The organism is Paenibacillus sp. 2KB_20 (assembly GCF_052115765.1).
Taxonomy (GTDB): Bacteria; Bacillota; Bacilli; order Paenibacillales; family Paenibacillaceae; genus Paenibacillus_AQ.
This window is the reverse complement of sequence record NZ_JBFRHH010000007.1, coordinates 485,023-509,794: the sequence shown is the minus strand read 5'-3', so window position 1 is coordinate 509,794 and position 24,772 is coordinate 485,023. Positions and strand designations below refer to the sequence as shown.

Below are 24,772 nucleotides of genomic sequence, written 5' to 3'. Positions count from 1 at the left end.
TTTACAGTTCATTCTTGATTTCAACGGAAAGAACGTACTATACTTACTTGAACTCCAACATCTGAGAATAGAGCCCTTTTTCGATACAATATGATTTAAGCATAGGAGGTAGGACATCGATGATCTATCATATTGATTATGTCTCAGAGGGATTACATGTCAAGGGGTATCTGGGTCTGCCGCCGCAATTGCCCCGTTCAAGCACCCATGAGATGTCCGAAGCGGTCGATGCCATACCCGGCGTAACGGTAGTCGGCACGCTTGCATGCTCATTGAATAAGGACACTGTCCCGGAAGGATCCTTCGGGTCAACTGAACCTAAGCTGCCACTGGTCCTGTATTGCCGCGGCGGCATTGGACGGGTTGGGGCGGTAAAGTTAAAATGGGTCGAAGAATTCGCAGCGCAAGGATATGCGGTGTTTGCTCCAGCCTATCGTGGGAATGAAGGCAGCGAGGGCAGGGATGAATTCGGGGGTGCTGATACGATGGACGTGATCTCCGCAATCGAATGGCTATCGCGCATTTCATGGATAGATAACAAACGTATTCATCTGTTAGGCTTTTCCCGCGGGGCGATCAATGCTGCCGTGGCAGCCGCCCTGTCGTCACATGTATCCAAAATGATTCTCTGGAGCGGCGTCTCCGACCTGGCCCAAACCTACGAGGAACGAATCGATCTGCGCAGAATGATGAAACGCATCATTGGCGGTACGCCAACCAAGTTTCCGGAACGATACCTTCTCCGGTCTCCGATCCATTATGCGGACCGAATCCGATGTCCGGTCCTGATTGTCCATGGGACGCGGGACGAGCAGGTCCTGGTGGAACATAGTTACCGGATGCTGGACAAGCTTCAAGAGCAGGGACATCAGCCGGAAGCCCATCTGTACGAAGGTCTTGGGCATCATTTCCCCCCGCCGCAGCATGCAGCGGCGATCAACCGGATGTTCGACTGGTTGAAGAAATAAGTAGAAGTTGAGGAGCGCTCCTCACTTCTACTTATTCTCTCTCCAAGCGCGGGTTGATTGGCATTGCTTCCAACTAGTCGTGCCCAGCAGCCGTCTCAATCCAGTATTTACACGTTCCGTTCGCAATGGAACTTAATTCACCGTGATTCCATTCAATGATGCAACGGGAAGCCAGGTTGGATTCATCACAGGTCAGAAGGACCCGGCTTATGTTTTTGTCATAGGCTTTCTTGACCAACTCCGCCAGCAGCCGCTTGCCATATCCTTTTCCACGCTCCGACGGCCTGATGACATACCCGATATGTCCCCCTAGCTCTAGCAGATTCTCATTCAGTCGGTGTCTCAGCTTACCGTATCCTACAGGCTTGTCGTTATCGTATAACCAATATATCGTCTGAGGAACATACTCATCCGGAAGATCGATGCCTCTCGCCATTTCGTAATTGCGCTGCACCTTAGAGGCGAACTCTTCCATGCCTCCGCTATTTAGACCATTAACGAAGCCATTCCCGCCCTGGCCGATTTCCTGGACCATAAGCAGCAGGCTTTCATCCTCCTTCACCTGCAGCTCCCTTATCACTAATGCCATGCCTATTCCTCCACTTGAAAGATTGAATCTACAATGACAGGCAGCTGATCCCGTAAGGATACGGCTCCGAATACGGATCTGGCGTGAATCCCTTGATCCCCGAATACATCAAGCATCAAGTCCGAGAATCCATTCAATACCTTATGATGCTCCTCATAGTCGGTTGTCGCGTTAACGAAGCCTTGAACCTTGACCACGCGCTTCACTTTATCAAGTGATCCCAGGCCTTCTCGCAATACGGCCAGGACTTCAATTCCGGTCAGGCGAGCATATTCATAGCCCTGTTCTGTTGTGTAATGTTCGCCCAATTTGCCCCTTGGCTGTCCTGAGGGTCCTTTCCCCGAAACATACATCAATCCGTTAACAACGACATAGTTGGCATACTTCGCCGCTGGCGAGCCTGCTTTAGGTAGGTTGATGCCCAGCTCCTTCAGACGTTCCTCCGCACGAACGGTCATATGATCACTCCTACAGGAAAAATATTCAATATAAATTCCAACTATTGTATCACGGAATGACCTTTTTACAAGTAAAAAAAAGACCAACCTCACTCATCGAGGTTGGTCTTGATATGCGACATATCGGATGTTTAGAACCGGAACGAATAATAAGCATACCGTTCCGCATTATGAATGGCCTGCCATACGTCCGTCGTCTCGGCGCCCGGATACCAGTAGGCATAACCGGCAATCTGATATTTGGCGGCCATAAGATGTTTCATGGATAAAGAACGGGACTCCTCGGTCCATATGCGATGCTGAATGCCACTGCTGCTATAAGCTGCTTCATACTGTGCCACACTGGCATTCCATGTTAAAGAAGCCTTTTTCAGACGAATACGATGTCCCTGTTCAATCAAACTGATGTCCGACGAGGACACCGATGAAGCGGTTTTCCAATCCCTCGTGTACAGCGGATACGCGATGATGCTCTTCTTAGCCGGTACTTGAGTCAGCAGCTTGCGCAGCGCGGATTCACTCCAAGGGACCGAGGAAACCGAGCCTGCTATTGGCGAACCACCCCAGTGCTGGTCATAACTCATGAGCACCATATAGTCCACCTGAGTGCCAAGCGCTGCGTAGTCGAATGCAGCCGTCCAATCCGTATTCAGATCAGGTGAAACATCGATGGATAATTTAGCTCCTAGCTGCCTCATCTCTATGGATAATTGCGTAATAAAGGCCGTCAGATTCTGACGATCCTGTGGCATGACGTTCTCAAAATCAATATTGATCCCATCCAATCGATACCGGGAGACATTCGCTGTAATACTGTCAACGACAGACTTCCGGGACTGTGCGCTGCTTAAAACTTGATGAGTTCCTTCCGCATTCCCGCGGTTCCCCACCATTGCCCACACCTGCCGGCTGTTGTTATGAGCCCAATTCAACAGCTCCTTGTCGGTATGGTCCGTCAGCTTGCCGTTAGCTTCCATGTAGTACCAGCGCGGTACCAGAACATTCAATCCGGCCCGTTTGGCATAGGAGATGTATTGATTCGTTGTACCGTTATACAACCAGCCCATATGAACATTTGCAGGAGTCTGGAGGTTAATCTGGGTCAGCACATTTCCCGACTGCAGGACCCGATCCAGCAGCATAGCCGTTTCCTCACGGGTGATCGCGTCCTGCGGTCTGAACTGTCCCTTACTCCCCTGCAGCCAGCCTGTATCGGTCGCTTTGCCAACGGCATTCCAAGCCCATTCCGCGATAGAAGCAGAATCCGTGTATTGGCCGGCTGTATTTCCGTTCATATATCCATTTTCTTTCATGGCACGAATCACCATCACAGCGGCCTCTTGCCTTGTTATGGAAGCATTGGGGTAGAACCGGTAACCGTTCCCCTCAACAATGGACAAATTAAGTCCCGCGTGAACCCAGCCATAATACCATGCTGATTGGGAAACATCCCGAAACGCGGACAAATCATTCTGAACGGGCTCCAACTTGAGCATTCTGGCAACCATGGCCATGAATTCGGCCCGGGTCACCGGATTTCGCGGCAAAAAAGCTCCTGTGCCATCCCCGCTTACGATACCTCTCTTGGCCAGACGCTGGATCGCGTCTTTGGCAAAGCTTGCCGAGATATCGTGAAAATCGGTCGGGCTAGGAGCTTGAGCCGCTGATGCCTGAAAAAGGCCGAAAAACGATGTAAAGGACAGCAGCAAACAAAGTGACAGGAAATACTTCTTCAAAGGGACGCCTCGATTCTATCATCTGATACCATCAGCATATCAGATGATCATAGAATCAGGCATTATTCATTTCTTGGTAATATTCGCTTCCGGTATCGTATTAACAGGATAAAATGACCGCACCGATCCCTTCTACGACAACGGAATCCCGGGTTAGACGCCTAATATGCCCTTCGCCTAGCAGAATCTTCCATTGGCCCAGCTCAGGTAAAGCCAGAGAGGACTCTTTCCGTGCTGCATAATAGAGCACATAAATATGTTTCTCTGGATCACCGCCCGCATGATCACGAAGCGTGAAAGCAACGGCATGCCCAGGGCATGGTTCAAACCGAAGATGCTTACGAATCGACGCGGCATCCCTCATTCTGAATGCCGGGTGATTCTTGCGAAGCTGAACGAGCAGCTGTATGTATTTCACTCCATCCTGGTGCTCCGATGCCATTCCCCAGTCAAGCCGGTTCACTATGTCACTCGAGTTATAGCTGTTCTCCACACCGTTCTTGGAACGGTAATACTCTTGGCCGGCATGCAGGAAAGGGATGCCTTGACTGGTCAGAATCATGGCGGATGACAGTCGGTGCATATCGCGACGTATGGCATCATTCTCCCCTTCCGTGGACAGCATAATTTTGTCCCATAAGGTATGGTTATCATGACACTCTACGTAATTTACGCACTGATCCGGCTCGGAAGCGAATGACTTGATATCTTTGGAATACGGAATGCCGCCCACGATGCCTTGCCTCACCTTGTCTTCATATCCATCTCCGCCGCTCACAAAGCCTCTATAATCAAACTGGAAGATGTCCCCTTTGACCGCATCGCGGAATCCGTCGTTAAAATGAGCGATGCGCGGCATCACGGGTGCCTGCTGCTGATTCGCTCGCTTCTTCTCATCCAGCTCGGTATTCATAACCCAACCTTCACCGATCGTGATGATACTCGGATCAATTTGGTCCAGGCGCGCCCGGATTTCATTCATCGTCTCCACATCCAGCAAACCCATGAGATCAAAGCGAAAACCGTCGATCCGGTACTCCTTCACCCAATGCAGGACGGATTCCACAATGAATTTCCGCATCATCGGACGCTCGGATGCCGTGTCGTTTCCACACCCGGATCCGTTGGAGAATTTGCCGTCCTTCGTATAACGCAGATAATATCCGGGGACCAGCTTCGTGAAATTGATCAGATACCCGTCATATACATGGTTATACACCACATCCATGATGACCCGAAGGCCATGATCGTGGAATGTCTGAATCAACTGCTTCAATTCACGAATCCGAACCTCAGGCACATACGGATCCGTAGCATACGAGCCTTCGGGAGCATTGTAGTTCTTCGGGTCGTATCCCCAATTATACTGCGGCTCATGAAGCCTGGTTTCGTCCACGCTTTCCGTTGCAAAATCGTAAATCGGGAGCAGCTCCACATGCGTGGCCCCAAGCTCGACAATATGATCAAGCCCTGTGCGAATCCCTCCCGGACCTCGGGTACCTGTCTCCGCCAGGCCTGCAAACTTGCCTTTATGCTTCACTCCGCTGCCTTGATGAATGGTGTAATCACGAACATGCAGTTCATAGATTACGGCATCCAGAGGACTATGAAATGGCGGTTTATCTTCTGTCCAGTGCTCTGGATCGGTCGAGGCCATGTCCAAGATGTAAGCACGATCGCCATTTACGCCTACGGCAGCAGCGTAGGGGTCGACAGCTTCGTTCCATTGATCCCCGATAAGGACCTGGTAGGTGTAGAACATCCCTCGAAGATTTTCTCCTACTTTCAGCAGCCAAGTTCCCTTCACATCACGCGTCATCGCGATTCGCCGGGCTTCTACTGCCTGCCAATCCGGATAGAGCAGAACGTAGGCCTCACTAGCAGTCGGTGCCCACAGGCGAAACGCGGACTCTTGCGGTTGGTAGGTTAAACCCAGATCCGTTCCATCGTAATAAAAAAGCTTGTCAAATTCCTTATCAAAGACGGAGACTCCCCCGGTGACCGCGGGATCTCCGTAGTGAATAACAGCATTGCTTTCTTTTTGTACCGACAAGATGTCCACTCCTCATGTATGCTTCCTATTCAATTGCAGCCGTTCAACTTCTTCTTCCGTAATGGTACGTGTACCATATCGGGCTTCCTCGTAAAGCTCGATCAAGGATTGTGGAATACGATCCTTCCTTCCGTCCCATTCCTTAAGATCGCTTTCGGTTTCCCGCGGTGTTAGCGATGCTTTCCAATGATAGCCTTCCCTGATACTTCGGGAAAGTATCATCCGATACATTTGGCGAATTTTCTCATTCAGATGCTCTGATCCTTCTCCTGCTCGAAACTTTCCGCTGATACGCATACCGGACAACAGCCGTTTTAGTCGTTTGGATGCCGGGTCATGTTCAATATTCTCCACTTCATCCTCATAACCTAGTGAGGGCTGAACGTTCTGTCTGTTCATCATCCTGTTCATCCATGCAGAGAATCTTCGGTACAGCTTAGGCAGTACTTTGCCAAACCTGAACAGAACATACAAAATCCCGATCCCGATAGCGGTGAACACGCCATAGATCAGCACTTGCTCCAATACCTTCATCCATGGGCTCGGCGGCTTGGTTTCTTCATCGAGGAATGGCATTTCGGGCGGAGGCTCCGACATCGAAGGCGGCTCCGGGGCCTGCTCCGCTCCGGAGCCGAACCATCCGGAGATCCATGCAGCGATCCCCCGCGCCATATCAGAGACCCATTGCTGCAGCTGCGGAAGAAAAGCGACCACCGCAACCAGAAGCAACAATACGATGATAAACCAGCGATTGTAGCGCAGAACTCGCCGTTCCAATATGGGTTGATCATTGCCTGGCAGTGTCTCATCCAACACCAACTGTCGATTGACAATCAACAGGGTCAGTCCTAAAGCCGCTGCCCCCATCCAGGTCAGAGATGATATGCCACCCTGGAATGAATCCATGAAACTTAGCATAAAACTGCTGACCCCGTACAGAATCAAACCTATTAAGAAATAAGTCCCCGGAAACATCAAATTCCAGCTTCCCTGCTCCATTCGGCTTCCGCGATAACTGGCAATAAATATCAGAGGGATGAAATAAACAAGAGTCAAATCAACGCCTATGAAAGCGATGGATACCGTAATGGAAACCAGGCTAGCCCATAAGGTTGCCTTAAACTGACGATCCAGCTTGAACCATCGCGCACCTGTATAGCCAAGTAAGTACCCGCCTAATACTAGGACTGGCCATACCCAGTGGTACGATTCAGGCAGCAGATAGAACGCCGGAATAAAGAGAACCGGAAAATAGAGCACACATTCCACGAATCCCTGCAAGAAAGCCTTTATAAACCCAGTGCCTCGAGTCGTCATGCAGACACCTCCTTTGCAGGAGACGGCACATCATCGAGAGGAAATACCTGAATCGTGTGCCCATGGTCCCGAAATCGCTGAAAAATCTCTTCCAGCCTGGGGCTGACGTAAGTGCTAAGAATGAGGATATCTCTCGCCTCTTCATGCCGGGACAGTTCATGGGCCAGATAATCATGAAAAGAAGCCTTTCGCGTCAGCTCCAGTCTCGCCAGCATTTCGAAGATCAGCTGCTGCTGCGTCATGCCGCCTGCAACGGGGACGAATGCTTCATCGGTTGAATCCTCGCCAAGCGTTCCGTTCGTCCCCATTCCGATCTCCATTCCCTGTGACAATAGATGAGCTGTAATGCCAGCCGTCAGGCGGATGCCATACTCGATCGGCTCTGGCCGCGTCGCTTTGCTCCACATCTGCTCATGATCCTCTATATTCAGATAAATCAAGAGTCGGCTGTCAGCTGTGGTATCCCGCCTGTGGACCTGTAGGGTGCCCGTCCGAGCGGTCGCTTTCCATTGAATATCCTTCAGCGGATCGCCGTCGCGATATTCGCGCACGCCCGATATCAGGAAAGGATCCTCCAAGATCCATCTTCGGACCAGCATTTCGCCCATCCAAGTCTGGACCGGGAGGGCCATGTCCGACACATCCATCGGCATCGGATACACGATAATGCCACCGGACAACGTCTTACTCTCCACAATCGACTCCATTCCGACCAGATCCCCCGTCGTCATTGATACTGTGCCCAGCTTATACAGGCCTCTGCGCTTAGCGGTAATCCGATGTCTGCGAAGGATCTTGGTCCAAGGCAGAAGACTGAAGAAGCTCTTGTGATTCTGATTGAATTGCCCCTCACTGATATCCAGGTTCAATTGATTATCAAATGCCAGACCCGAGCGGAATTGGGATTCCACCCTTAACCAGGGTACAGGCAACGCTTTGCGGTTCTCAATGATTTCGATCAATTCCACGGAATCTCCCTCATAGCAAGTCGACACCTTGAAGGAGCGGCTGTAGTTCAACCTTTTCAAGGCCATCCGTTTGAAAAGCTTGCCCTGCACGACGACGACCACAGCGGCGATGAACAATATCCAGTAGGCTCCCATAGCTATTCGCCCCCTACGACGATATGCCTTCTTCAGTCGGTACGGAAACCTGCTGCAGCAACCGTTCGATCACTTCTTCCGCCGCTGCAGCACCGCCGCGGCTGTGGAGCGTCCCGCGAAGCTTCAACCGATGCGCCCATGTCGGGACAGCCAAATCCTTCACATCATCAGGGGTAACAAACTCCCTGCCCTTCAGGATTGCTTGTACCTGCACAGCCTTCAATAAGGCTTGGCAGCCCCTTGGACTTACCCCGGAGGCAACCGCTTCATCCCGTCTCGATTGCTCGGAAAGCGCAACGATATAGGATAACATCTCGTCACTGACATGTACTTGGCTGACGATATGTCTGGCTTGTACGATCCGCTCAGACGTTGCAACTGCCATTAATGACTCCAAGGGTTGATCCTCTTTAAATCGCTTCAGAATATTCACGCTTTCCTCCGAAGTAGGGTATCCCATATTCAGTTTGAACAGAAAGCGGTCCAGCTGTGCCTCCGGCAGCGGAAACGTTCCTTGCTGTTCCAACGGATTCTGCGTCGCGATGACCAGAAACGGTTCTTCCAACTGATGGGTTACCCCGTCAATGCTGATCTGGCGTTCCTCCATGCACTCCAATAGACTGGACTGCGTACGGGGTGTCGCCCGGTTAATTTCATCGGCTAGAAGGATATTCGTGAACAAAGGACCCGGACGGAATTCAAACGTCGTGGATTGTTGATTATAGAAGTAAATGCCGCTCAGATCCGTCGGCAGCAAATCTGGCGTAAACTGCACCCTCTTAAACGTGCAATCAATCGACTTCGAGATGGATTTGGCCAGCAATGTCTTGCCTGTACCCGGCACGTCCTCCAACAGAACATGACCTGAAGTGACCATGGCAATAAACAGTCTGTCAATCAGCTGCTCTTTACCTACCATAACTTTGGAAACGTTTGCTCGAATGTCATCGGCAAGACGGCGAACGCCATGATAATCTATAGTAATTGTAACCACTCCTTATGTAGTTTAACTTTACAACAAAGTTCGTCATGACATCCCATAATTCCTGTTATTCGGGACAAAATAAGACCGATTGCATAATAGACCGCCTTCTCCTTCTGTTACCATGAAGATATATCCCGATCCCCTGTGCTTCCGATACGCCAAGAAGCTGTCCAAGGACAGCTTCCGAGAATGCACCCTATTGACGTATGAAGTGATATTTTTAAGATCTGATTATTCTGCCGTCCTTTCTTCATGGGAAGCTGAATCCGTCCCGCTCTCAGGGATCAATAATTTAGTCAACTCCGCCTCAGCCTGCTCGCGACTATCGATCCGGATATCGATATAATGCTTAACCTCAGGCGGTCGGGTATAAAACGGCTCCAGAGAGGCATTCCATAGCTTATAGTCCGGATGCCCGCGGAAGCCGATCAGGTGATCCTTAATGCCGCTCCAGCGGACGAGGAATATATATTCATCCCGGTTCTCCACGCACTTGTTAAGCTCATGGCTTACATATCCCTTTTTCGATAACAGAACGCCGGAAGCTTCACGAAAAGCACTTTCAAACTCGCTTGCCAGCCCTGGCTTGATATAAAGTATCGCTGATTCCAGTATCATATCGCATCCCCCTCTTCGATATCCTTCCGTTCAACGGTAAACCGTAACGCTTGTATATGGCAGCGTCATACTAGGAAAACAAGTAGGTGCAGTCAAGTATATGCTGATATAATGAGAAGCATGAATATACTTATAAGGATGAGACAAACATGGCATTCGGCATCTCGAGACAGGAACTGCTGCAATGGAAGCAGAAGGTCGCACAAGGAGACATCGCTTTTTTGACCCATTATTGGTACGACAAGCGGTTCCCGGAGTTCCATACCGTAACCAAAGTAGGCTGCTCGAACATCCAGCGCCTTGAGGACTGGTGTGTATCCAACGGACTTAATCCGGAATATATCCATTATCGCCTACCTTACCCGCACTTTGATCTGATCGGTCCCAAGCAAACCGAATTACTGCAAAAGTATAGGCTTGAAGAGCATATCACCCGATTCGGTCTGTAAATGCCTATCGGCGTACTTTTTTAGGACAGACCACATAAAGCGGAACTAACCCGCCTTGATCCACGGCCATGCTCGCTACATGCCGTGCCTGATCAGGCGGGTTTTTTAGAATGCTTATCTACGGAATCGTATCGTCGTTTTCTAATGATTCGGGTCTATTTCTATAACATCAAGTAACAGCCCCGCTAGTCATCTTCTTTAGCGTCTTGTTGATCCAGATCGCGGCAGTCGCACCCTCACCCATCGCCACGGTGGTTAATTCGGAATGGACGCCCAGATCACCAGCGGCCCAGAGCAACTCGACACTCGTCATTTTGGACCTTGGATCGGTCTTGACATGACGATTGTGCTCCAGCTCTGCCCCCAACTGCTCGGCCAATTCGGAATAGATCATATTCCCGCCAAAAGATATGAACCCCCGCTCTGCGGACACAATGCTCCCATCCTCTAACATGACGGCCGATAGAATGCCGCCCTCCTCATGAATTTCCGACACCTTTTTCTCTATATATGGAATCCCGAGCTCCGCCAATTGGGACATATGCTCGGAAGAAGCTGGATCCCCCTCATGATTGATGTAGATGATATCCTTGGTCCGCTCCGATAGCAGCACGGCCATACTGGCACCGGGATCCCCCGATCCCATCACGACGGTCTTTCGATCCTGAATTTCATAACCATCGCAATCGGGGCATACAAAAACGGATGTGCCCAGCGTGGGCATCAGGCCTGGCAGCTTGGGAAAGCGGTCCATCACGCCTGTTGCGAGCAGCAAGGTCTTGGCCCTGTACTGAACTCCATCTTTACCGGTTAACACAAAATATTGAGGTTCATCACGCCCCGCCTTCCGGATATCATCGGCAGCAAACTTTACACCGACAGACTCCGCCTGCTGACGTCCGCGCCGCCTGAGCTCTTCACCAGGGACCCCATCCGGCCATCCGAGGATGTTGCGGTAGCTCTTACATATGGTGGACCGCCCCGTTCCCCGGTCGATCACCAGGACATCGTAGGCAGAATACCGCCCCAGCTGTATAGCCGCCTGCAGACCTGCAATTCCGCCGCCGATGATAATGCAATCTTTCACTTCGGTATCCGACATGTAGCTTTATCCACTCATTTCTATATCGAATTAAGAACTGGAATTCCTTGAATCAAAATATCCTTCAAGAAAAGAGGTACACCCTAAATATTTAACCAATCTGCCGTGATTTACTCCTGAAAAGTCAAATAGACCCCGGTACCACGGCCGAGGTCTAAATCAATGAATCACAGGAGTAGCTGTCCGGCTAATGCACCGGTGATTACAACCAGCCACGGAGGGCTCTTCCAGAACATCAGCATTCCGAACAGACCCGCTCCGATCACAAATTCAAGCGGACTATGAATGGAGGATGTCCATATCGGATGATACAAAGCGGCCAGCAGAATCCCGACCACTGCCGCATTCATGCCTATCAGCATGCCTTGCAGTTTAGGGTTTCTACGGATGCTGTTCCAGAACGGCATTGCCCCTACGATGAGCAGAAATCCAGGCAAAAAGATAGCGAGTGTAGCAACGACACCTCCAGGAATCCCCTGGATCAAGACCCCGAGGTAAGCGGCAAAAGTAAACAACGGACCGGGTACAGCCTGTGTCGCTCCGTAACCCGTTAGGAAATCCTCTTTAGACATCCATCCGTTCAGCACCGTCTCACTCTCCAGCAGCGGGAGAACGACGTGCCCTCCGCCGAATACAAGCGATCCAGCTCGGTAGAAGCTGTCCACAATGGCTACCCAACCATTATCGGTCAGCCCTTTAAGGATCGGCAGACCCACTAATAATACTACAAACATGCCCAAACAAAAGAGTCCGGCTCTCCGTCCGATCGGCATCTTGATCTCGGGTGCAGCCTCCTCGTTTACTTGACGTTTGAACAACCACAGTCCCGATATGCCGGCCAGCGCGATGACCGTCACTTGAGAAACGGGACTCTGCCACAGCAGAACGACTGCCATGGCTATTAACGCTATGGCCGACCGTACGGGACCTGAGGCCAGCTTTCCTGCCATCCCAAGTACCGCTTGCGCTACGATGGCCACTGCGACAATTTTCAGCCCTTGAATCCAGCCTGCCGAGCCGGGATCGAAAGTTTGCATCAAATAGGCGAAGATCATGAGCATGAGCACGGATGGTAACGTGAAGCCGAGCCAGGCGACGATACCGCCCCATAATCCCGCTCGCATCATCCCAACACCAATACCTACTTGACTGCTAGCCGGTCCGGGAAGAAATTGGGCGAGGGCCACCAGATCCGCATAGCTTTTTTCGTCAAGCCATTGTTTGCGCCGCACATAAGTCTGGTGGAAGTATCCAAGATGTGCGATCGGTCCGCCAAAAGAAGTGAGTCCCAACTGTAGAGCGGTCCACCAGGTTTCGCCGAGGGCACGCCACCTGCCAGAGGGCTGCCTATTGCCGACTTGAGTTTGTACTTGTTCTTTCTCTGTCTCCGGATTCAAAATCCATCGCTCCCCATATGCTTGATTAATGAAATGAAACGGTTAATTCGTGCATCCCAAGGTATAAAGAACATCATCAAATTTCAGATTATAACAAATACTCATTATCAATCTACCCATTTATGTAAACGCTATGTAAAATCTATATAGGATCTTGAATGCTACGATCTGAAGATCACATAACCATGTAAAAGGAGCGATCCTTGACCACATTGTCCAAGGATCGCTCTTTTCTATTTACTTATTTCCCTTCTCCCATTCATTATGGATTTATTCCTATCGTAGCTCAAACAGTGATCGTTCGACGCTCTAGCTGAGGTGGAAAGATCGAGCTTTACACCCGGCATTGCTGCCAATGAAATGGATTCGGCTTGGAGGGTGTCTCAAAAGATCTTAGATCTTGCGAGATGCCCTTTTTGCTGTTTGATCCATTATTGAGAGCACCATGTTGTGACCTCTGATATCACTCATTATGATTTTTGTTATTTATTGGAGACTAGTCTATACAGCAGGGATGTTTGATGAATATGCTCTTTATACCTAGGATTCAACAAGAGGGGTGGATTTCAATGACAATTGGAAAAATGAGGGATCAGTGGGGAATGTTACAGAATCATATCTTGCGTCCACATTTGCCTGAAACTCGATGGATGACAGGTTCAAGGATCTTACGGATGCTGAAAACATATTCATCCGTCTTCATAAAACCCAATCTCGGAAGTGGCGGCAACGGAATCATCCGTGTCAATAAATTGAGTAGGGGATATGAAGTTCGCTGCGGCCCAAGTCGGAAGATTGTTGGAGTTCACTCTGTCTTAAAAGCAATTGATTCATATCGGAATTCAAAGCGTCGGTATTTGGTGCAGAAAGGCCTGCGAATGGCGGAGTACCATGGGGAAATCTTTGATATCCGTGTATACCTGCAGAAGCCTGAGGACAAATGGATCATTTCGGGTATGGTCGCCCGTGTAGCTGCACCTCATAAATTTGTGACCAACTATCATCAAGGAGGGCATGCAGAACCATTGCAAGAGGTTCTCTTAAAGCTCTTTCAGAATAACAAAACCAAAGTGGACGCCTGTTCTCGTAAAATAAAACAACTATCCATTACCATTGCCAAGACGGTTAATAAATGGAAATCGACTCGTGAATTTGGGGTTGATCTTGCCATAGACAAGAATGGCTACATTTGGATCCTTGAAGCTAATCCATATCCCGGCCATAGGTTGTTTACTCAACTCTCCGATAACACAATGTACAGAACCATTATAGAAAACAAACGGCGCATGGCAAAAAAAATACCATGATTGCAGAAGCTTTTATTACAGATGGGGAACGTTGGAAGGAATCCCCAACCTCCCAGGAATTGAAGAGCTTCCTGAACGACAGCAGTGGTGGATTCCGCGCTTCCGCTTTCAGCAAGCCCTATTTACTCACAGGTATTCATCGTTGTCATGATGACCTCTATCGGTATTAAGCCTCAGGCTTCGCCTCGTTCGGTACGGAGAGATAACCTGGTTTCGCTGCACCAAAACCGAAGATGAACAGCACCACAACAATGGCAGACAAAACCGCCAGGGGCACCTTCCACCCTCCTGTCGCATCATGCAGGAACCCGATCAGCATCGGACCGACGGCAGCCAATAAATAACCCAGCGACTGAGCCATTCCGGATAACGCGGCAGCTTCTTGAGCCGTTTTGGTACGAAGGGTGAAGAACATCAGGGATAAACTGAAATTGGCCCCGCCTGAAATACCTACCAGCATCACCCATAGCAGATTCAATGAAGTCATGCCGGAAAATAAGCCTGCATATCCGGTCAGCATGGATAATGCAGATATCGTCACCAGCATACGCTGATTGGGATTCCGGCCAGCCAGAACAGGAATAATGAAAGAAAATGGCAAGCTGACAAATTGGAGGATCGAGAGCATCCATCCCGCAGCACTATAATCCATGCCTTGGCTTCTCAGAATCTCGGGCAGCCATGAGACGTTCACGTAGAACGTAAACGATTGAAGTCCCATAAATAAAGTAATGTACCAAGCAAGCGGTGACCTCAGCACACTCTGTTGTTTGGTAGAAGTCGAACTGACCTCAGCTGTTTTTCCGGAACTGCGGCGCTGGATGATCCACATGATCAGAGCTAAAACGGACAATGAACCCCAAATGAGCAGGGACCCTTGCCAACCAAGCCCTGCTTGGGTAGCCAGCGGAATGCTAATCCCCGATGCGATCGCGGCGAGCAGGTTCATCGAGGCAGAGTACGTGCCCGTCATCAATCCGATATGCCGCGGGAAATCCCGCTTGACCAGACTTGGAAGCAGCACGTTCCCTACGGCTATGGCCATTCCAAGAAATGCGGTACCTATTAACAGTGTATACGGTGATGATATTGAGCGTATGCCGATTCCGAATGTCAGCACCACCATACTCAGCAAAAGGGTATTCTCCAGTCCCCATTTTTTGGCCATGGCCGGTGCCATCGGCGATAATAGAGCAAAAGCCAACAGCGGCAGCGTCGTCAGCATGCCCGCCAATGTACTCGAAATTCCTATATCCTCTCGAATGATCCCGATCAGCGGACCCACCGAAGTAATCGCCGCTCTCAAGTTAATAGCAATAAGGATGATACCTGCAAAAATCATCCATGTGCGCCCTGCGGAATTTGTGTTTTGATCTATTAATGTTCTTGATGTCATGACATGGACTCCTTACTTTCATGCGATATGTAAAAATAAACTTATCCGAGTTTATCACAAACCCGGGTATTAGGCCATAGCCTCGGGAAGCTATCATGGCAGCTTTTAGGGCTATTGTGTCGCCTATCCAGCGTTGTACATTAGCCTGTAGACGCACAGATAGAGCCCTACACAAGCGGGCTCCAAGCATACACGGATAATTTTTGGACATCACGAATGAATTCATTATACCGTTTCTGTATTTCCTCGGATGCGCATTGACGGAACTGCTCGAAGATTCCCATACACCGCAGCATCCCATTATCACTTTTGATTCTGATCGAGTACTCGAGGCTGTCCAAGATATAGGATAACCCCCAATCATACTGTTTAGCATTTAAATAGTATATCCCTAGTTCGGCAAGGAGGCGAGTGTATCGGTTTAATGTGACCTGATCGCTAACCTTTCCAAGTTGATTTTGCTGCGATCTATAATGCAAATGCTCTTTAAAGCGTTCTAAAATTGCATCAACATGAAGTTGGTAACGATTGGCTGCGACCATGATATTGCATAGAGCTAGAAATATTTCATCTTTTTTTGATTCAACATAACCTACATACTGATTCAGAGCACCTGGTTGTCCACTCATTAAACAATACATATATCGATTAGCCTCAGCCCATTCGCTGAACTGATCCAAAATCAGAGCTTCCTCTTGACTCGGATTTATTACCCAATCTGGTTTATCATACAATGATACGTAGTGGAAAGCATTATCGTAATCTCCTCGTTCTTGATATAAATATGCCTGAATTAAATAGGAATATAGAATATAAAATATAAGCGGTTTTCTTGGATTTTCACTCCCCTCAAACCAGTTTCTATTTTGCTGATAATGAATTCTGGCTTGATGTTCCATTCTTTTGGCCAGAGCTTCGATTTTGTCCATACGCTGCAAAGATATATTCAGATTAATAAGCTTAACAAACGCATCCAATTGATAGATCTCATCTAACCTATCAATATAAAGCTCAAAGTATACAGCGGCTTGTAAATTTTCTTCTTGATTCTCCCCTAATCTTATTAAAAATAATCGATACTGACAAAGTGCTAACCGTTCGGAATACTGCAATTTTTCACACTCAGCAACACATTCGTATAACAAAGCTGCCGCTTCACGCTTCTCCTTGTTGAATAAGGCCTCTGCCATATCAAAAAGCATCGGTGCGTAGTTAATGTTTTCCATCGTCATTCGTGCAGCTTTATGCAGACAGTCCAATTTATCCAATTCCGCACAACGCCCCAGAAAAGGTCCTAGCCTTCGCCAATCCGGAGTCGTATGAAAAATGCTTTCCGTTATGTAAAGCTCATAGAAATGCCCCTCTTCCAGGCCCATTCCTTCGGTAATCCGGTCTAATTGGTACATGGACATGGGACGATTACCATTCAGAATATTACTAAGTGTCCCACTGTTGATGCCCGATATCCTGGCAAATCGGTTAATCGTCATACGATGAGTCTGCAAATATCCTCCTATTTCTCTGCGAATCGTGGCTGTCGTCTCCAAGTAACAACACCCCCAGATGGAAAACCAAATATTAGTATAGTAAATAATTAATTACATGCTATTATTTTACATTCGTTGAGTCAATAGTGGATAAAAATTCAAGAAATCAAATAATTTATAACAATACGAGAACGCAAAGTAATAAAAAGAAGATAGCCCATTGTTTTCTGGAACCATCTTCTTCATATATATCTTATGATATTGTATGATTGGTACTAACTTCCTATACCATGATCATGAGTAGCTCGATATGTTAAATCATTAAGATCAGCATTATTCGAAATACCTGGTACAAACAGTAACATTACAATACTAAAAGTAGCTAGTAGACAAGCCAATTTTCTTTTCATTTAAATTTTGCACCTCGCTAACTAGAATTTTATATCGTTTCTGAGCTTCAAATGATGAAAAATCGCGAAATTGCTCAAATAATCCCATGCATCTCAGCATACCTCGACTGCTATTAATTATAATAGAATAGTCTAAACTTTCCAATATGAAATGTAATCCGTTGTGGTAATTCCCTGAATTCAAATGATATATTCCCAATTCAGACAAAAGTCGAGCATGCCTTTCTGCATTAATTTGTCGACTTATCGTCCCAATATTACTTGATTGATCCTTATATACTAAATACTTCTCAAAACGTTCCAAAATATGATCTACATTCAATTGATGACGGTTGGCAGCAATCATTATATTACATAGTGCAGGGAAAATTTCATTCTCTCTTGTGGAAATATAGTCAACGTACTCAGGTAGAATCTCAACCTGCCCAGCCATAAGCTGGTATAGATACTTGTTGGCTTTTCCCCATTCTTTGAATTGTTCGATGAATCGAAGTTCATCTTCAGTCGGTTCATTAATCCAATCAGGATTTGTATATAAAGAAACATAGTACAACCCCGTCTCGTAGTTACCTTTTTCACGACAAACGTTTGCTTTTACTAGTTGTCCATAAAGAATATAAAAAATTAACGGTTTTACATCTTGATCTTTTAAATCATATAGCTTCACATCACTCTGATACTGAATTTTTGCTTTACTACCCATTTTTTCAGCTAATTCTTCAACTTTATCCCAGCGATTAAGTGATAAATTTATATTGATCAATTGTCTTAGCGCATCCAACTGATACATCTCATCCAACCGATCCACGTATGGCTCAAAATAAACGGCTGCCTGCAAATTTGCATCCTGATCATCCGTTAGTTCTAATACAAACAACCGATACTGACAAAGGGCCAATCGCTCCGAATGCTGAAATCGTTCACTCTCAGCCACGCTTTTATAGATCAAAACAGCCGCCTCATGTTTTCCCTCTTTGAAAAAAAGCTCTGCCGTTTCAAAGAGTAAGGGTGAATAAGAGATATTATCCATCGTCATCCGGACAGCCTTGTCCAGACAATCCAGCTTCCCCAGCTCCGCGCATCGGTGAAGAAACGGACCTAGCCGACGCCAATCCGGCGTAGCATGAAATATGCATTCATCGATATACAGCTCGTAAAAACAACCCTCTTCCAGACCCATACCTAACGTAATCCGGTCCAATTGCTGCATGGAAATCGGGCGGTTGCCATTCAGGATGTTGCTGAGTGTGCCGCTATTGACCCCCGATATCTCAGCAAACCGATTAATCGTCATTTCGTTCTTATGTAGAAACTCTTCCATTTGTTCGCGAATCGTGGCTGTCCTTTCCAAGCTAACACCACCCTCTAGGATCAGAACCCAAATATTAGTATATTTCTCTATACAGTAATCATATTGATTAATATTCCAGCGGTCAATACTTATTTACGTCATTTTTTTACAAAAAATAACCAATACAATTTAAAAATGCCAAATCCAATACTTTTCTTTATGATTTATATATCGTCAGTTTGATCACTACGATGAGAAAAAGCGCTCCGAAATTTTCGGAAGCGCTTTGTTGGACAACAATAAGGGCCCTGACTTCAACCAAGTCAGGGCCCTTACTTACAATATCCTCTCCTAGCTCCTTCTTGCCTGAATTAATGTGAACCAATTCGAATCCCCATTAAATACACCGTATACTGTGTATACAGGCTGATAGAAGTTTTTCGTGTCATATATGAACGATAGCTCAATTCCTGTTATATCCAGTTGGTCACCCTTTTTAATAACGAGTTGATCATCCGTTAATATTGCATTTCTTTTGATTTGTGGAAATTCACCATTTTTGATACGATCATACACCTCTGCAGGAGACAGTATATCCACTTCCTTCATAAATTGATTCTCTTGGAGCCCATTATTTATCGAATAGATACTGCCATCTTGTTTAAGACCGAGTAACAGTTCGCCAGTCCAATAACTCTCGTGTAGACCCGCTTTATCCGGGAGGGACCATTGAAATTCCCCGTCCTCCAATGCTGTAAAATCAGCGTCTTGAGGGAGTAGGCCAAGATCGGCCATTATGGTTTTGGCCTTCTGTGATAGCAGTTCTTGGTCATTGAATGAAGTTCGCTCCGGTGTATCATTGTTCTCGGTTAACGACCAGTTTCCCTCTTCGAATTGATAGAATGTATATGGTGTTCCTGATTTATCTTCCAATAGAACCTCACGATCGCCATCCCAATCCTTAACCTTCAACTCAGATAATCCTAACTTCTGCTGCAGCAGGGCCTCTACTCCATCCGGCTGAGTGATTTTCTTGTAGACGGGGGCCACTGCAGGTGCCGAGCTTAACTGAAGGGATGTTGTTACATGAACATCTTTCATATTCCATTTGGTAAACGAGTTTATGGCCAGGTTTCCGAACTCCTGCTGGATGTAGACGATATTCATGCCGACAAAAAGCAAACCCATTAGTAGGGGTATCACCAGGTTTCCCAGAAGACTTTTCATTCTGACTTTTTTGTTATGAACAATGGAAGCAGCAAGTCTGTATAACTGATATCCAAAAATACCACCGAGCGTGTTGTTCAAGATATCAGCAAGCTCAAACAGTCCTGCTCCTGAAAGCGTCTGATAGGTTTCAATAAAGAGCGTAGAACTTACAACGACCAGAAGAAGCCACTTGAATGCTTTAAATTTTCGGCTGATGAAGGGCAGCAATATTCCCATCGGGATAAACATGATGATATTAAATATACCGTTCTGAAGATCACGTAAGGAATATTTGTTCCATGCTTCAACATAATCGCTGAATGGATGGAGATTCATCTGCAAGAAATGAGAATTGCCGCGGCCCAACATCGTTAGCTCAAGTACAAATACAACATATCCGATGAACAAGGCGCCAAGAAAAAGCTTGTTCATTTGAATCCGTGGCTTTCCCTCTGATTGTTGTTTTCTATAATAAAGATAATAATATAACCCGATTAGAACGAATTCGATCCCGATAATTACGATGACCGGCAGCATTAAAAAACGTAGATTCGTATAGATTGCATCGATCCCCAAGACGAGGCCTCCCCTTATGACTTTATTATAATGATGGTTCAGAGCCGGTCACTTTTATATACTCTCCTGCTTTAACGCGTCGATAATGTCTTCCTTTTTTACTTTCGCGCTGGAATATAGCATGGCAGAACCGACAATGACAAATACGGCGGCAATGACAGACAGAATACTCATCCAGGGAAGGACGAATCCGTAACTAAATTTGTTCGCAAAGGCCATATAGAACAAATACATCACGACGAAGCTGATAGGAAGCCCGAACAGCAGTGATTTAGCCCCATAAAAAACACTTTCGTAGTTCATCATTTTCGCAAAACCTTTTGGCGTCATTCCAACGGATTTCAGCATCGCAAATTCCCGCTTTCGAAGAGCGATGCTCGTTGAGATCGTATTAAAAATATTCGCAATCGAAATCACTGAAATTAATACGATAAAGCCATAAGTAAAGACGGACATCAATAGTATCATCTGTTCTTCCTGTTTTCTGGATTGGTACACATTGTACACATACAGATTAGGCTCTTTCATTTCTTCGATTTCCTGCTGCGTTTTCAGCGGGTCCGCACTTTTCAGATAGAGAAAGGTTTGAACGAACTCCCCGCTCTTATCGTCTGCCAGTTGATTTAGGACTCGTTCCGAGACGACGATATTTAACCCGCCTGTTCCGATTGAGTTCATCCCCATCGGAGATCGATCCGTCAACGCCGCAATGTACACTTCACTTACATCCGTCACTTTTTCCGTTTCCTCATCGAACGTAGTCAAATCGAGACTTTGCCCAACATTCGCATGAATAGCCTTCGTTTGGACGTATTTTCCCGTGTCCATATCTTTATAATCGATGGTATCGATCACGATGGCGGAGAGATGTTCCGGATCCGTCAGTAACTCGTAATCTGCGCCGACTGCTTTGGCATAAGCCCGCAGGTTCGAATCGTTTAATGCATTGATTTTAATATCGTAAGGATATTTTCCGTCCTTCAGGATACTCTTATCCTTCTTGACCGCCTCCTGCAATTCATCGGCGATGGACGCTTCTTCGATCCAAGCGTTCCTGTACAACTCATGAATCACGCTGTATTCCGATACATCCGAAAGGGATGCAATGGACTGAACCAACCGATCGTCTATTCTTTTTTCATTGCCGTAAGATAGTTCAATATCATAGTTGACGCCTTCCTGCGACATGGCCAAGGATTGTTTCAGATTACCGGTAAAAAATGATACCGTTAAAAACAAAACGATGCTGATCACGAGCGAAAATACGGTGGCATGGTATCTCCGCTTGTTCCTTTTTAAGTTCTTCAATCCGATCTCCGCTTCGATTCCGAAGAGCTTTCGAATCCATTTCGGCGTTTCCACGCTTTTGCCCGAAAGCTTCACATCAGTAGTTTGACGAATCGCATCCATGGCTGAAATCCGGGATGCTTTGACGGCCGGGAGATACGTCGAAATGAAAATCGTCAACATGGAAACAGCGCAGGCAATCAAAATCGATAATGGCGTGACGATCACCGTTAGCTTTTCAGTAATTCCTAAAGCCCCTTGAATGATAGCGTTAATGAACTGAAAGGTAATACCGATCCCGGCAAGACCGCATAGGATTCCAACCGGAATGCTGATCAAGCCAATAATGACACCCTCAAAAAACACCGAATTTCTCTTCTGCCTTTTCGTAGCCCCCACGCTTGCAAGCATCCCTAAATGGCGGGAACGTTCCGAGACGGAAATTGCAAAAGCATTATAGATCAGCGAAACTGAGCCGATCATAATTACCGCCATCAGAATCACCGATAAGGAGAACATCGTGCTGTACGAGGCTTCGCTTTTGGAGACGCCATAATAATGCAGCAAATCGTGATGATATTGGACCTTTTCGATCTGGTTGTTCTCTGCCAGGTTTTCTGCATGAGCGAACAAAGACTGATTGACTTTTTGCAAGACTACCGCCGCATTGACTCGATCGTTTGCCCCGATGATGTTTTCATCGACATAGCTAATGGTCGTATACCCCGGTGCCCACGCCGATTCCCATACGGGAGGTTTGATGAAGCCTACGACCGTGTAATCCCTTGTCTTTATATGTTGCAGCGTTTCGTTCTTTTCGTTATCTACCATACGCAGCGATTCCGTTTGACCCAGCGGTTGATCGTTCCCTACCTCGAATCGTTCGCCGACGCGCAGAGTGAGACGATCCCCGATTTCATATTTCACCTTGGCGTTTGTCGCAGCGGCTTCAGAAATCACAACTTCCTTGTCGGTTTGCGGCAGACGCCCCTTGCTCAATTCAATCGGAAATTGCGCTAAACCTTGTGCATCATAAGCCTTGATGAACCAATATGGCTTATTTGGATTTTGTCCCCCTTCTAATGGGGCATAACCAAGATCGTTTGTGATCGCAAGGGTCTTGGTTGCGTCATCGTTTTTTATCGCTGCAAGCTGTTCCTTGTTTACATCTTGATATAGGACATGCCATTCCCCTTCATCCGCGATGGTTTGCCTTTTCATTAAATCCAAGTAAGAAAAACCAAGCGTTGCAACAGCCGTCACCATGGCAACTGACATGATGACACCTATGATGGTTACAAGCGTTCTTCTCTTGTTTTGCCGCAAATGTCTGACGGTGAGTTTATTGACAATATTCAAGGGCGAATCACCTCGTCTTTGGCAATCCTTCCGTCTTCAATCGAAATGACTCTGTCAGCTTGCAAAGCGATTCGTTCGTCATGCGTGATCACGATCAATGTCTGGTGATAGGTTTTATTCAACATTTGCAATAAGTCGATGATCTCGCTGCTATTCTTGCTGTCCAAATTCCCGGTCGGCTCGTCCGCCAGCATAATGGCAGGATTACTAATGAGTGCTCTGCCGATCGATACCCTTTGCTGCTGTCCGCCTGATAATTGATTAGGCAGATGGTTTAAGCGATGTTGCAGATTCAAAGTCTTCACGAGACCATCCACCTGCTTCTTATCTACCTTTTGGTTATCAAGCAAGAGTGGGAGCGTAATATTCTCTTCCACCGTCAAGACGGGAATCAGATTGAAAAACTGGTAGATCAGGCCGATTTGTCTGCGCCTGAAGATAGCCAGCTGCGTTTCGTCCAAGTTATACATGTCCGTATCCTCTACGAGGACTTTGCCGCTCGTCGGCCGATCCACACCGCCCAGCATATGCAGCAGCGTGGATTTCCCCGATCCTGACGGGCCAATGATGGCGACAAATTCACCTTTTCGAACCGAAAAGGAAACATCGTCAAGCGCCTTTACCGCCGATTCGCCCTTGCCGTATATTTTAGACAGATGATCTATCTTTAAAATTTCCATTGTCATATCTCCCTCCCTTCATGCTCAATTCCAGCTATATACCATCTCTTTATATCCAACATCCCACAGGGTTACATTTCCCTCAATGGTTATCGTAAGCTCATTGACCTGAGGGAGATAAATGGAGCTCATATCCGGCTCATGGCGTCCGGCTTCTACAGATACAGTCAGTAACTCATGTCCATCGGCGGTAACCCTAATGCTGCCTCGGGAATCCTCCTGATCGGGAATTCCATAATTCAAAAAGAGGTACACCTCCTTCTTATTGCCTAACGTGTACCTGTACGTTTCCTTGTTTTTGCCTTCAATGCTGTACATATTATATTGGGGTTCCACGTCTTGACCGCCTATCTTAAGACGGTTCGGTTTCGTTCCCGTTGATGGATTGCCGTTACTGTCCTTCCATTCGTTTATCGCCACAAAGGGGCCCATCTCTTTGGTGAACACTTGATCAACCACCCCGAAGATCCCCCACACCCCGAGCATCAAAACAACGCTGGAAATACCCGCAGCAGCAATATTTCTCCAGTCGTTTTTTGTACGAAAGCCAAGTTTGTACGCCCCGAACCCGATGGCTGCGCCCGTTGAGTTCTGTATGACGTCGTTCATGTCGAAGCTGCCGAGGAAAGTTAGTGCCTGAGTCGTCTCCAGCAGAAGGATGGATAGGATGAACAATGTCATGAAGCGAACAAAGCTAGTCCGATATAACAACGGAATCAATATGCCAAAAGGGATAAAGGCTGCGATGTTTCCGAAACCCACAAAATCCATCAATGTAGGATGTAGAAGATCTGATAGACTTGGCACCCTGAAAAAACTGTCAGGTAAAAACATAAAGGTGTACTCGGAGATTTGATCTACCTTACCTACTCTGCCGAAAGCGAAAAACAAAAAATAAAGAATAAACAGGGTGTAGAATATCGTGATAGCAAAAATAATTTTACGTTGTTGTTTCAAATGCATGGTCGTACCTCCATCGTTCATCTGTTGAATAT

20 protein-coding genes are annotated in these 24,772 nt (G+C 47.1%); 3 read left to right on the top strand and 17 right to left on the bottom strand.

All coding sequences use genetic code 11. The annotated features are described in order from the left end of the window. The first annotated feature begins 119 nt into the window (after window positions 1-119). Window positions 120-968, top strand: coding sequence for an alpha/beta hydrolase family protein (locus AB4124_RS21285; protein WP_441974084.1), 849 nt, complete (start codon window positions 120-122; stop codon window positions 966-968). A gap of 73 nt (window positions 969-1,041) precedes the next feature. On the opposite strand, the gene AB4124_RS21280 is transcribed toward AB4124_RS21285, so the two are convergent. From AB4124_RS21280 to AB4124_RS21245, 8 genes are all read right to left on the bottom strand, one after another. Continuing rightward, window positions 1,042-1,557 (bottom strand): GNAT family N-acetyltransferase, encoded by a 516-nt coding sequence (locus tag AB4124_RS21280; protein ID WP_441974083.1) that lies wholly within the window; start codon window positions 1,555-1,557, stop codon window positions 1,042-1,044. Window positions 1,558-1,559: 2 nt separating this feature from the next. Next, the gene (locus tag AB4124_RS21275; RefSeq protein WP_441974082.1) at window positions 1,560-2,015 is read right to left on the bottom strand and encodes a RidA family protein; all 456 of its coding nucleotides are present in this window, start codon (window positions 2,013-2,015) and stop codon (window positions 1,560-1,562) included. 131 nt (window positions 2,016-2,146) lie between these two features. Then, on the bottom strand, window positions 2,147-3,751 hold the full coding sequence (locus AB4124_RS21270; RefSeq protein ID WP_441974081.1) for an S-layer homology domain-containing protein: 1,605 nt from the start codon (window positions 3,749-3,751) through the stop codon (window positions 2,147-2,149). 100 nt (window positions 3,752-3,851) lie between these two features. Continuing rightward, window positions 3,852-5,804, bottom strand: coding sequence for a type I pullulanase (gene pulA, locus AB4124_RS21265; RefSeq protein ID WP_441974080.1), 1,953 nt, complete (start codon window positions 5,802-5,804; stop codon window positions 3,852-3,854). A 12-nt stretch (window positions 5,805-5,816) separates the two neighbouring features. After that, complete coding sequence (locus AB4124_RS21260; protein ID WP_441974079.1) at window positions 5,817-7,121, bottom strand: DUF4129 domain-containing protein; 1,305 nt, start codon at window positions 7,119-7,121, stop codon at window positions 5,817-5,819. Then, window positions 7,118-8,224: a DUF58 domain-containing protein gene (locus AB4124_RS21255; RefSeq protein ID WP_430104927.1), complete on the bottom strand. Its 1,107-nt coding sequence runs from the start codon at window positions 8,222-8,224 to the stop codon at window positions 7,118-7,120. Before AB4124_RS21255 ends, AB4124_RS21260 begins: the two co-directional genes overlap by 4 nt. A gap of 13 nt (window positions 8,225-8,237) precedes the next feature. Next, window positions 8,238-9,218 (bottom strand): AAA family ATPase, encoded by a 981-nt coding sequence (locus AB4124_RS21250; RefSeq protein ID WP_441974078.1) that lies wholly within the window; start codon window positions 9,216-9,218, stop codon window positions 8,238-8,240. 222 nt (window positions 9,219-9,440) lie between these two features. Further along, on the bottom strand, window positions 9,441-9,827 hold the full coding sequence (locus AB4124_RS21245) for an antibiotic biosynthesis monooxygenase family protein (RefSeq protein WP_379404460.1): 387 nt from the start codon (window positions 9,825-9,827) through the stop codon (window positions 9,441-9,443). A gap of 149 nt (window positions 9,828-9,976) precedes the next feature. On the opposite strand from AB4124_RS21245, the gene AB4124_RS21240 reads away from it, so the two are divergent. After that, on the top strand, window positions 9,977-10,276 hold the full coding sequence (locus tag AB4124_RS21240; protein WP_339290718.1) for a hypothetical protein: 300 nt from the start codon (window positions 9,977-9,979) through the stop codon (window positions 10,274-10,276). A gap of 169 nt (window positions 10,277-10,445) precedes the next feature. Here the strand turns inward: AB4124_RS21240 and AB4124_RS21235 are convergent, their stop codons facing one another. Beyond that, window positions 10,446-11,378, bottom strand: a complete 933-nt coding sequence (locus tag AB4124_RS21235) for an NAD(P)/FAD-dependent oxidoreductase (protein WP_441974077.1) — start codon at window positions 11,376-11,378, stop codon at window positions 10,446-10,448. 167 nt (window positions 11,379-11,545) lie between these two features. Beyond that, window positions 11,546-12,775, bottom strand: coding sequence for a chromate transporter (locus AB4124_RS21230; RefSeq protein WP_441974076.1), 1,230 nt, complete (start codon window positions 12,773-12,775; stop codon window positions 11,546-11,548). 569 nt (window positions 12,776-13,344) lie between these two features. Here AB4124_RS21230 and AB4124_RS21225 point away from each other — a divergent pair. Continuing rightward, window positions 13,345-14,082, top strand: a complete 738-nt coding sequence (locus AB4124_RS21225; protein ID WP_441974075.1) for a YheC/YheD family protein — start codon at window positions 13,345-13,347, stop codon at window positions 14,080-14,082. Window positions 14,083-14,248: 166 nt separating this feature from the next. On the opposite strand, the gene AB4124_RS21220 is transcribed toward AB4124_RS21225, so the two are convergent. The 7 genes from AB4124_RS21220 to AB4124_RS21190 form a co-directional block, all read right to left on the bottom strand. After that, complete coding sequence (locus AB4124_RS21220; RefSeq protein WP_441974074.1) at window positions 14,249-15,478, bottom strand: CynX/NimT family MFS transporter; 1,230 nt, start codon at window positions 15,476-15,478, stop codon at window positions 14,249-14,251. Between the two features lie 167 nt (window positions 15,479-15,645). Beyond that, window positions 15,646-17,025, bottom strand: a complete 1,380-nt coding sequence (locus AB4124_RS21215; protein ID WP_441974073.1) for a transcriptional regulator — start codon at window positions 17,023-17,025, stop codon at window positions 15,646-15,648. Between the two features lie 312 nt (window positions 17,026-17,337). Further along, window positions 17,338-18,726, bottom strand: a complete 1,389-nt coding sequence (locus tag AB4124_RS21210; RefSeq protein WP_441974072.1) for a transcriptional regulator — start codon at window positions 18,724-18,726, stop codon at window positions 17,338-17,340. A 291-nt stretch (window positions 18,727-19,017) separates the two neighbouring features. After that, complete coding sequence (locus AB4124_RS21205; RefSeq protein WP_441974071.1) at window positions 19,018-20,451, bottom strand: VanZ family protein; 1,434 nt, start codon at window positions 20,449-20,451, stop codon at window positions 19,018-19,020. Window positions 20,452-20,505: 54 nt separating this feature from the next. Next, entirely contained in the window at window positions 20,506-23,097 is a 2,592-nt protein-coding gene (locus AB4124_RS21200; RefSeq protein ID WP_441974070.1) for an ABC transporter permease, read from the bottom strand. Continuing rightward, on the bottom strand, window positions 23,094-23,777 hold the full coding sequence (locus AB4124_RS21195) for an ABC transporter ATP-binding protein (RefSeq protein ID WP_430104942.1): 684 nt from the start codon (window positions 23,775-23,777) through the stop codon (window positions 23,094-23,096). Before AB4124_RS21195 ends, AB4124_RS21200 begins: the two co-directional genes overlap by 4 nt. A 24-nt stretch (window positions 23,778-23,801) precedes the next feature. Continuing rightward, window positions 23,802-24,740, bottom strand: a complete 939-nt coding sequence (locus AB4124_RS21190) for a VanZ family protein (RefSeq protein WP_441974069.1) — start codon at window positions 24,738-24,740, stop codon at window positions 23,802-23,804. Window positions 24,741-24,772 lie beyond the last annotated feature (32 nt).

What these genes read in the sequence shown, in the direction of transcription:
- AB4124_RS21285 (WP_441974084.1), top strand. Translation starts at nt 120, where the DNA reads ATGATCTATCATATTGATTATGTCTCAGAGGGATTACATGTCAAGGGG.
- AB4124_RS21280 (WP_441974083.1), bottom strand. Translation starts at nt 1,557, where the DNA reads ATGGCATTAGTGATAAGGGAGCTGCAGGTGAAGGAGGATGAAAGCCTG.
- AB4124_RS21275 (WP_441974082.1), bottom strand. Translation starts at nt 2,015, where the DNA reads ATGACCGTTCGTGCGGAGGAACGTCTGAAGGAGCTGGGCATCAACCTA.
- AB4124_RS21260 (WP_441974079.1), bottom strand. Translation starts at nt 7,121, where the DNA reads ATGACGACTCGAGGCACTGGGTTTATAAAGGCTTTCTTGCAGGGATTC.
- AB4124_RS21255 (WP_430104927.1), bottom strand. Translation starts at nt 8,224, where the DNA reads ATGGGAGCCTACTGGATATTGTTCATCGCCGCTGTGGTCGTCGTCGTG.
- AB4124_RS21245 (WP_379404460.1), bottom strand. Translation starts at nt 9,827, where the DNA reads ATGATACTGGAATCAGCGATACTTTATATCAAGCCAGGGCTGGCAAGC.
- AB4124_RS21240 (WP_339290718.1), top strand. Translation starts at nt 9,977, where the DNA reads ATGGCATTCGGCATCTCGAGACAGGAACTGCTGCAATGGAAGCAGAAG.
- AB4124_RS21235 (WP_441974077.1), bottom strand. Translation starts at nt 11,378, where the DNA reads ATGTCGGATACCGAAGTGAAAGATTGCATTATCATCGGCGGCGGAATT.
- AB4124_RS21225 (WP_441974075.1), top strand. Translation starts at nt 13,345, where the DNA reads ATGACAATTGGAAAAATGAGGGATCAGTGGGGAATGTTACAGAATCAT.
- AB4124_RS21220 (WP_441974074.1), bottom strand. Translation starts at nt 15,478, where the DNA reads ATGACATCAAGAACATTAATAGATCAAAACACAAATTCCGCAGGGCGC.
- AB4124_RS21195 (WP_430104942.1), bottom strand. Translation starts at nt 23,777, where the DNA reads ATGGAAATTTTAAAGATAGATCATCTGTCTAAAATATACGGCAAGGGC.
- AB4124_RS21190 (WP_441974069.1), bottom strand. Translation starts at nt 24,740, where the DNA reads ATGCATTTGAAACAACAACGTAAAATTATTTTTGCTATCACGATATTC.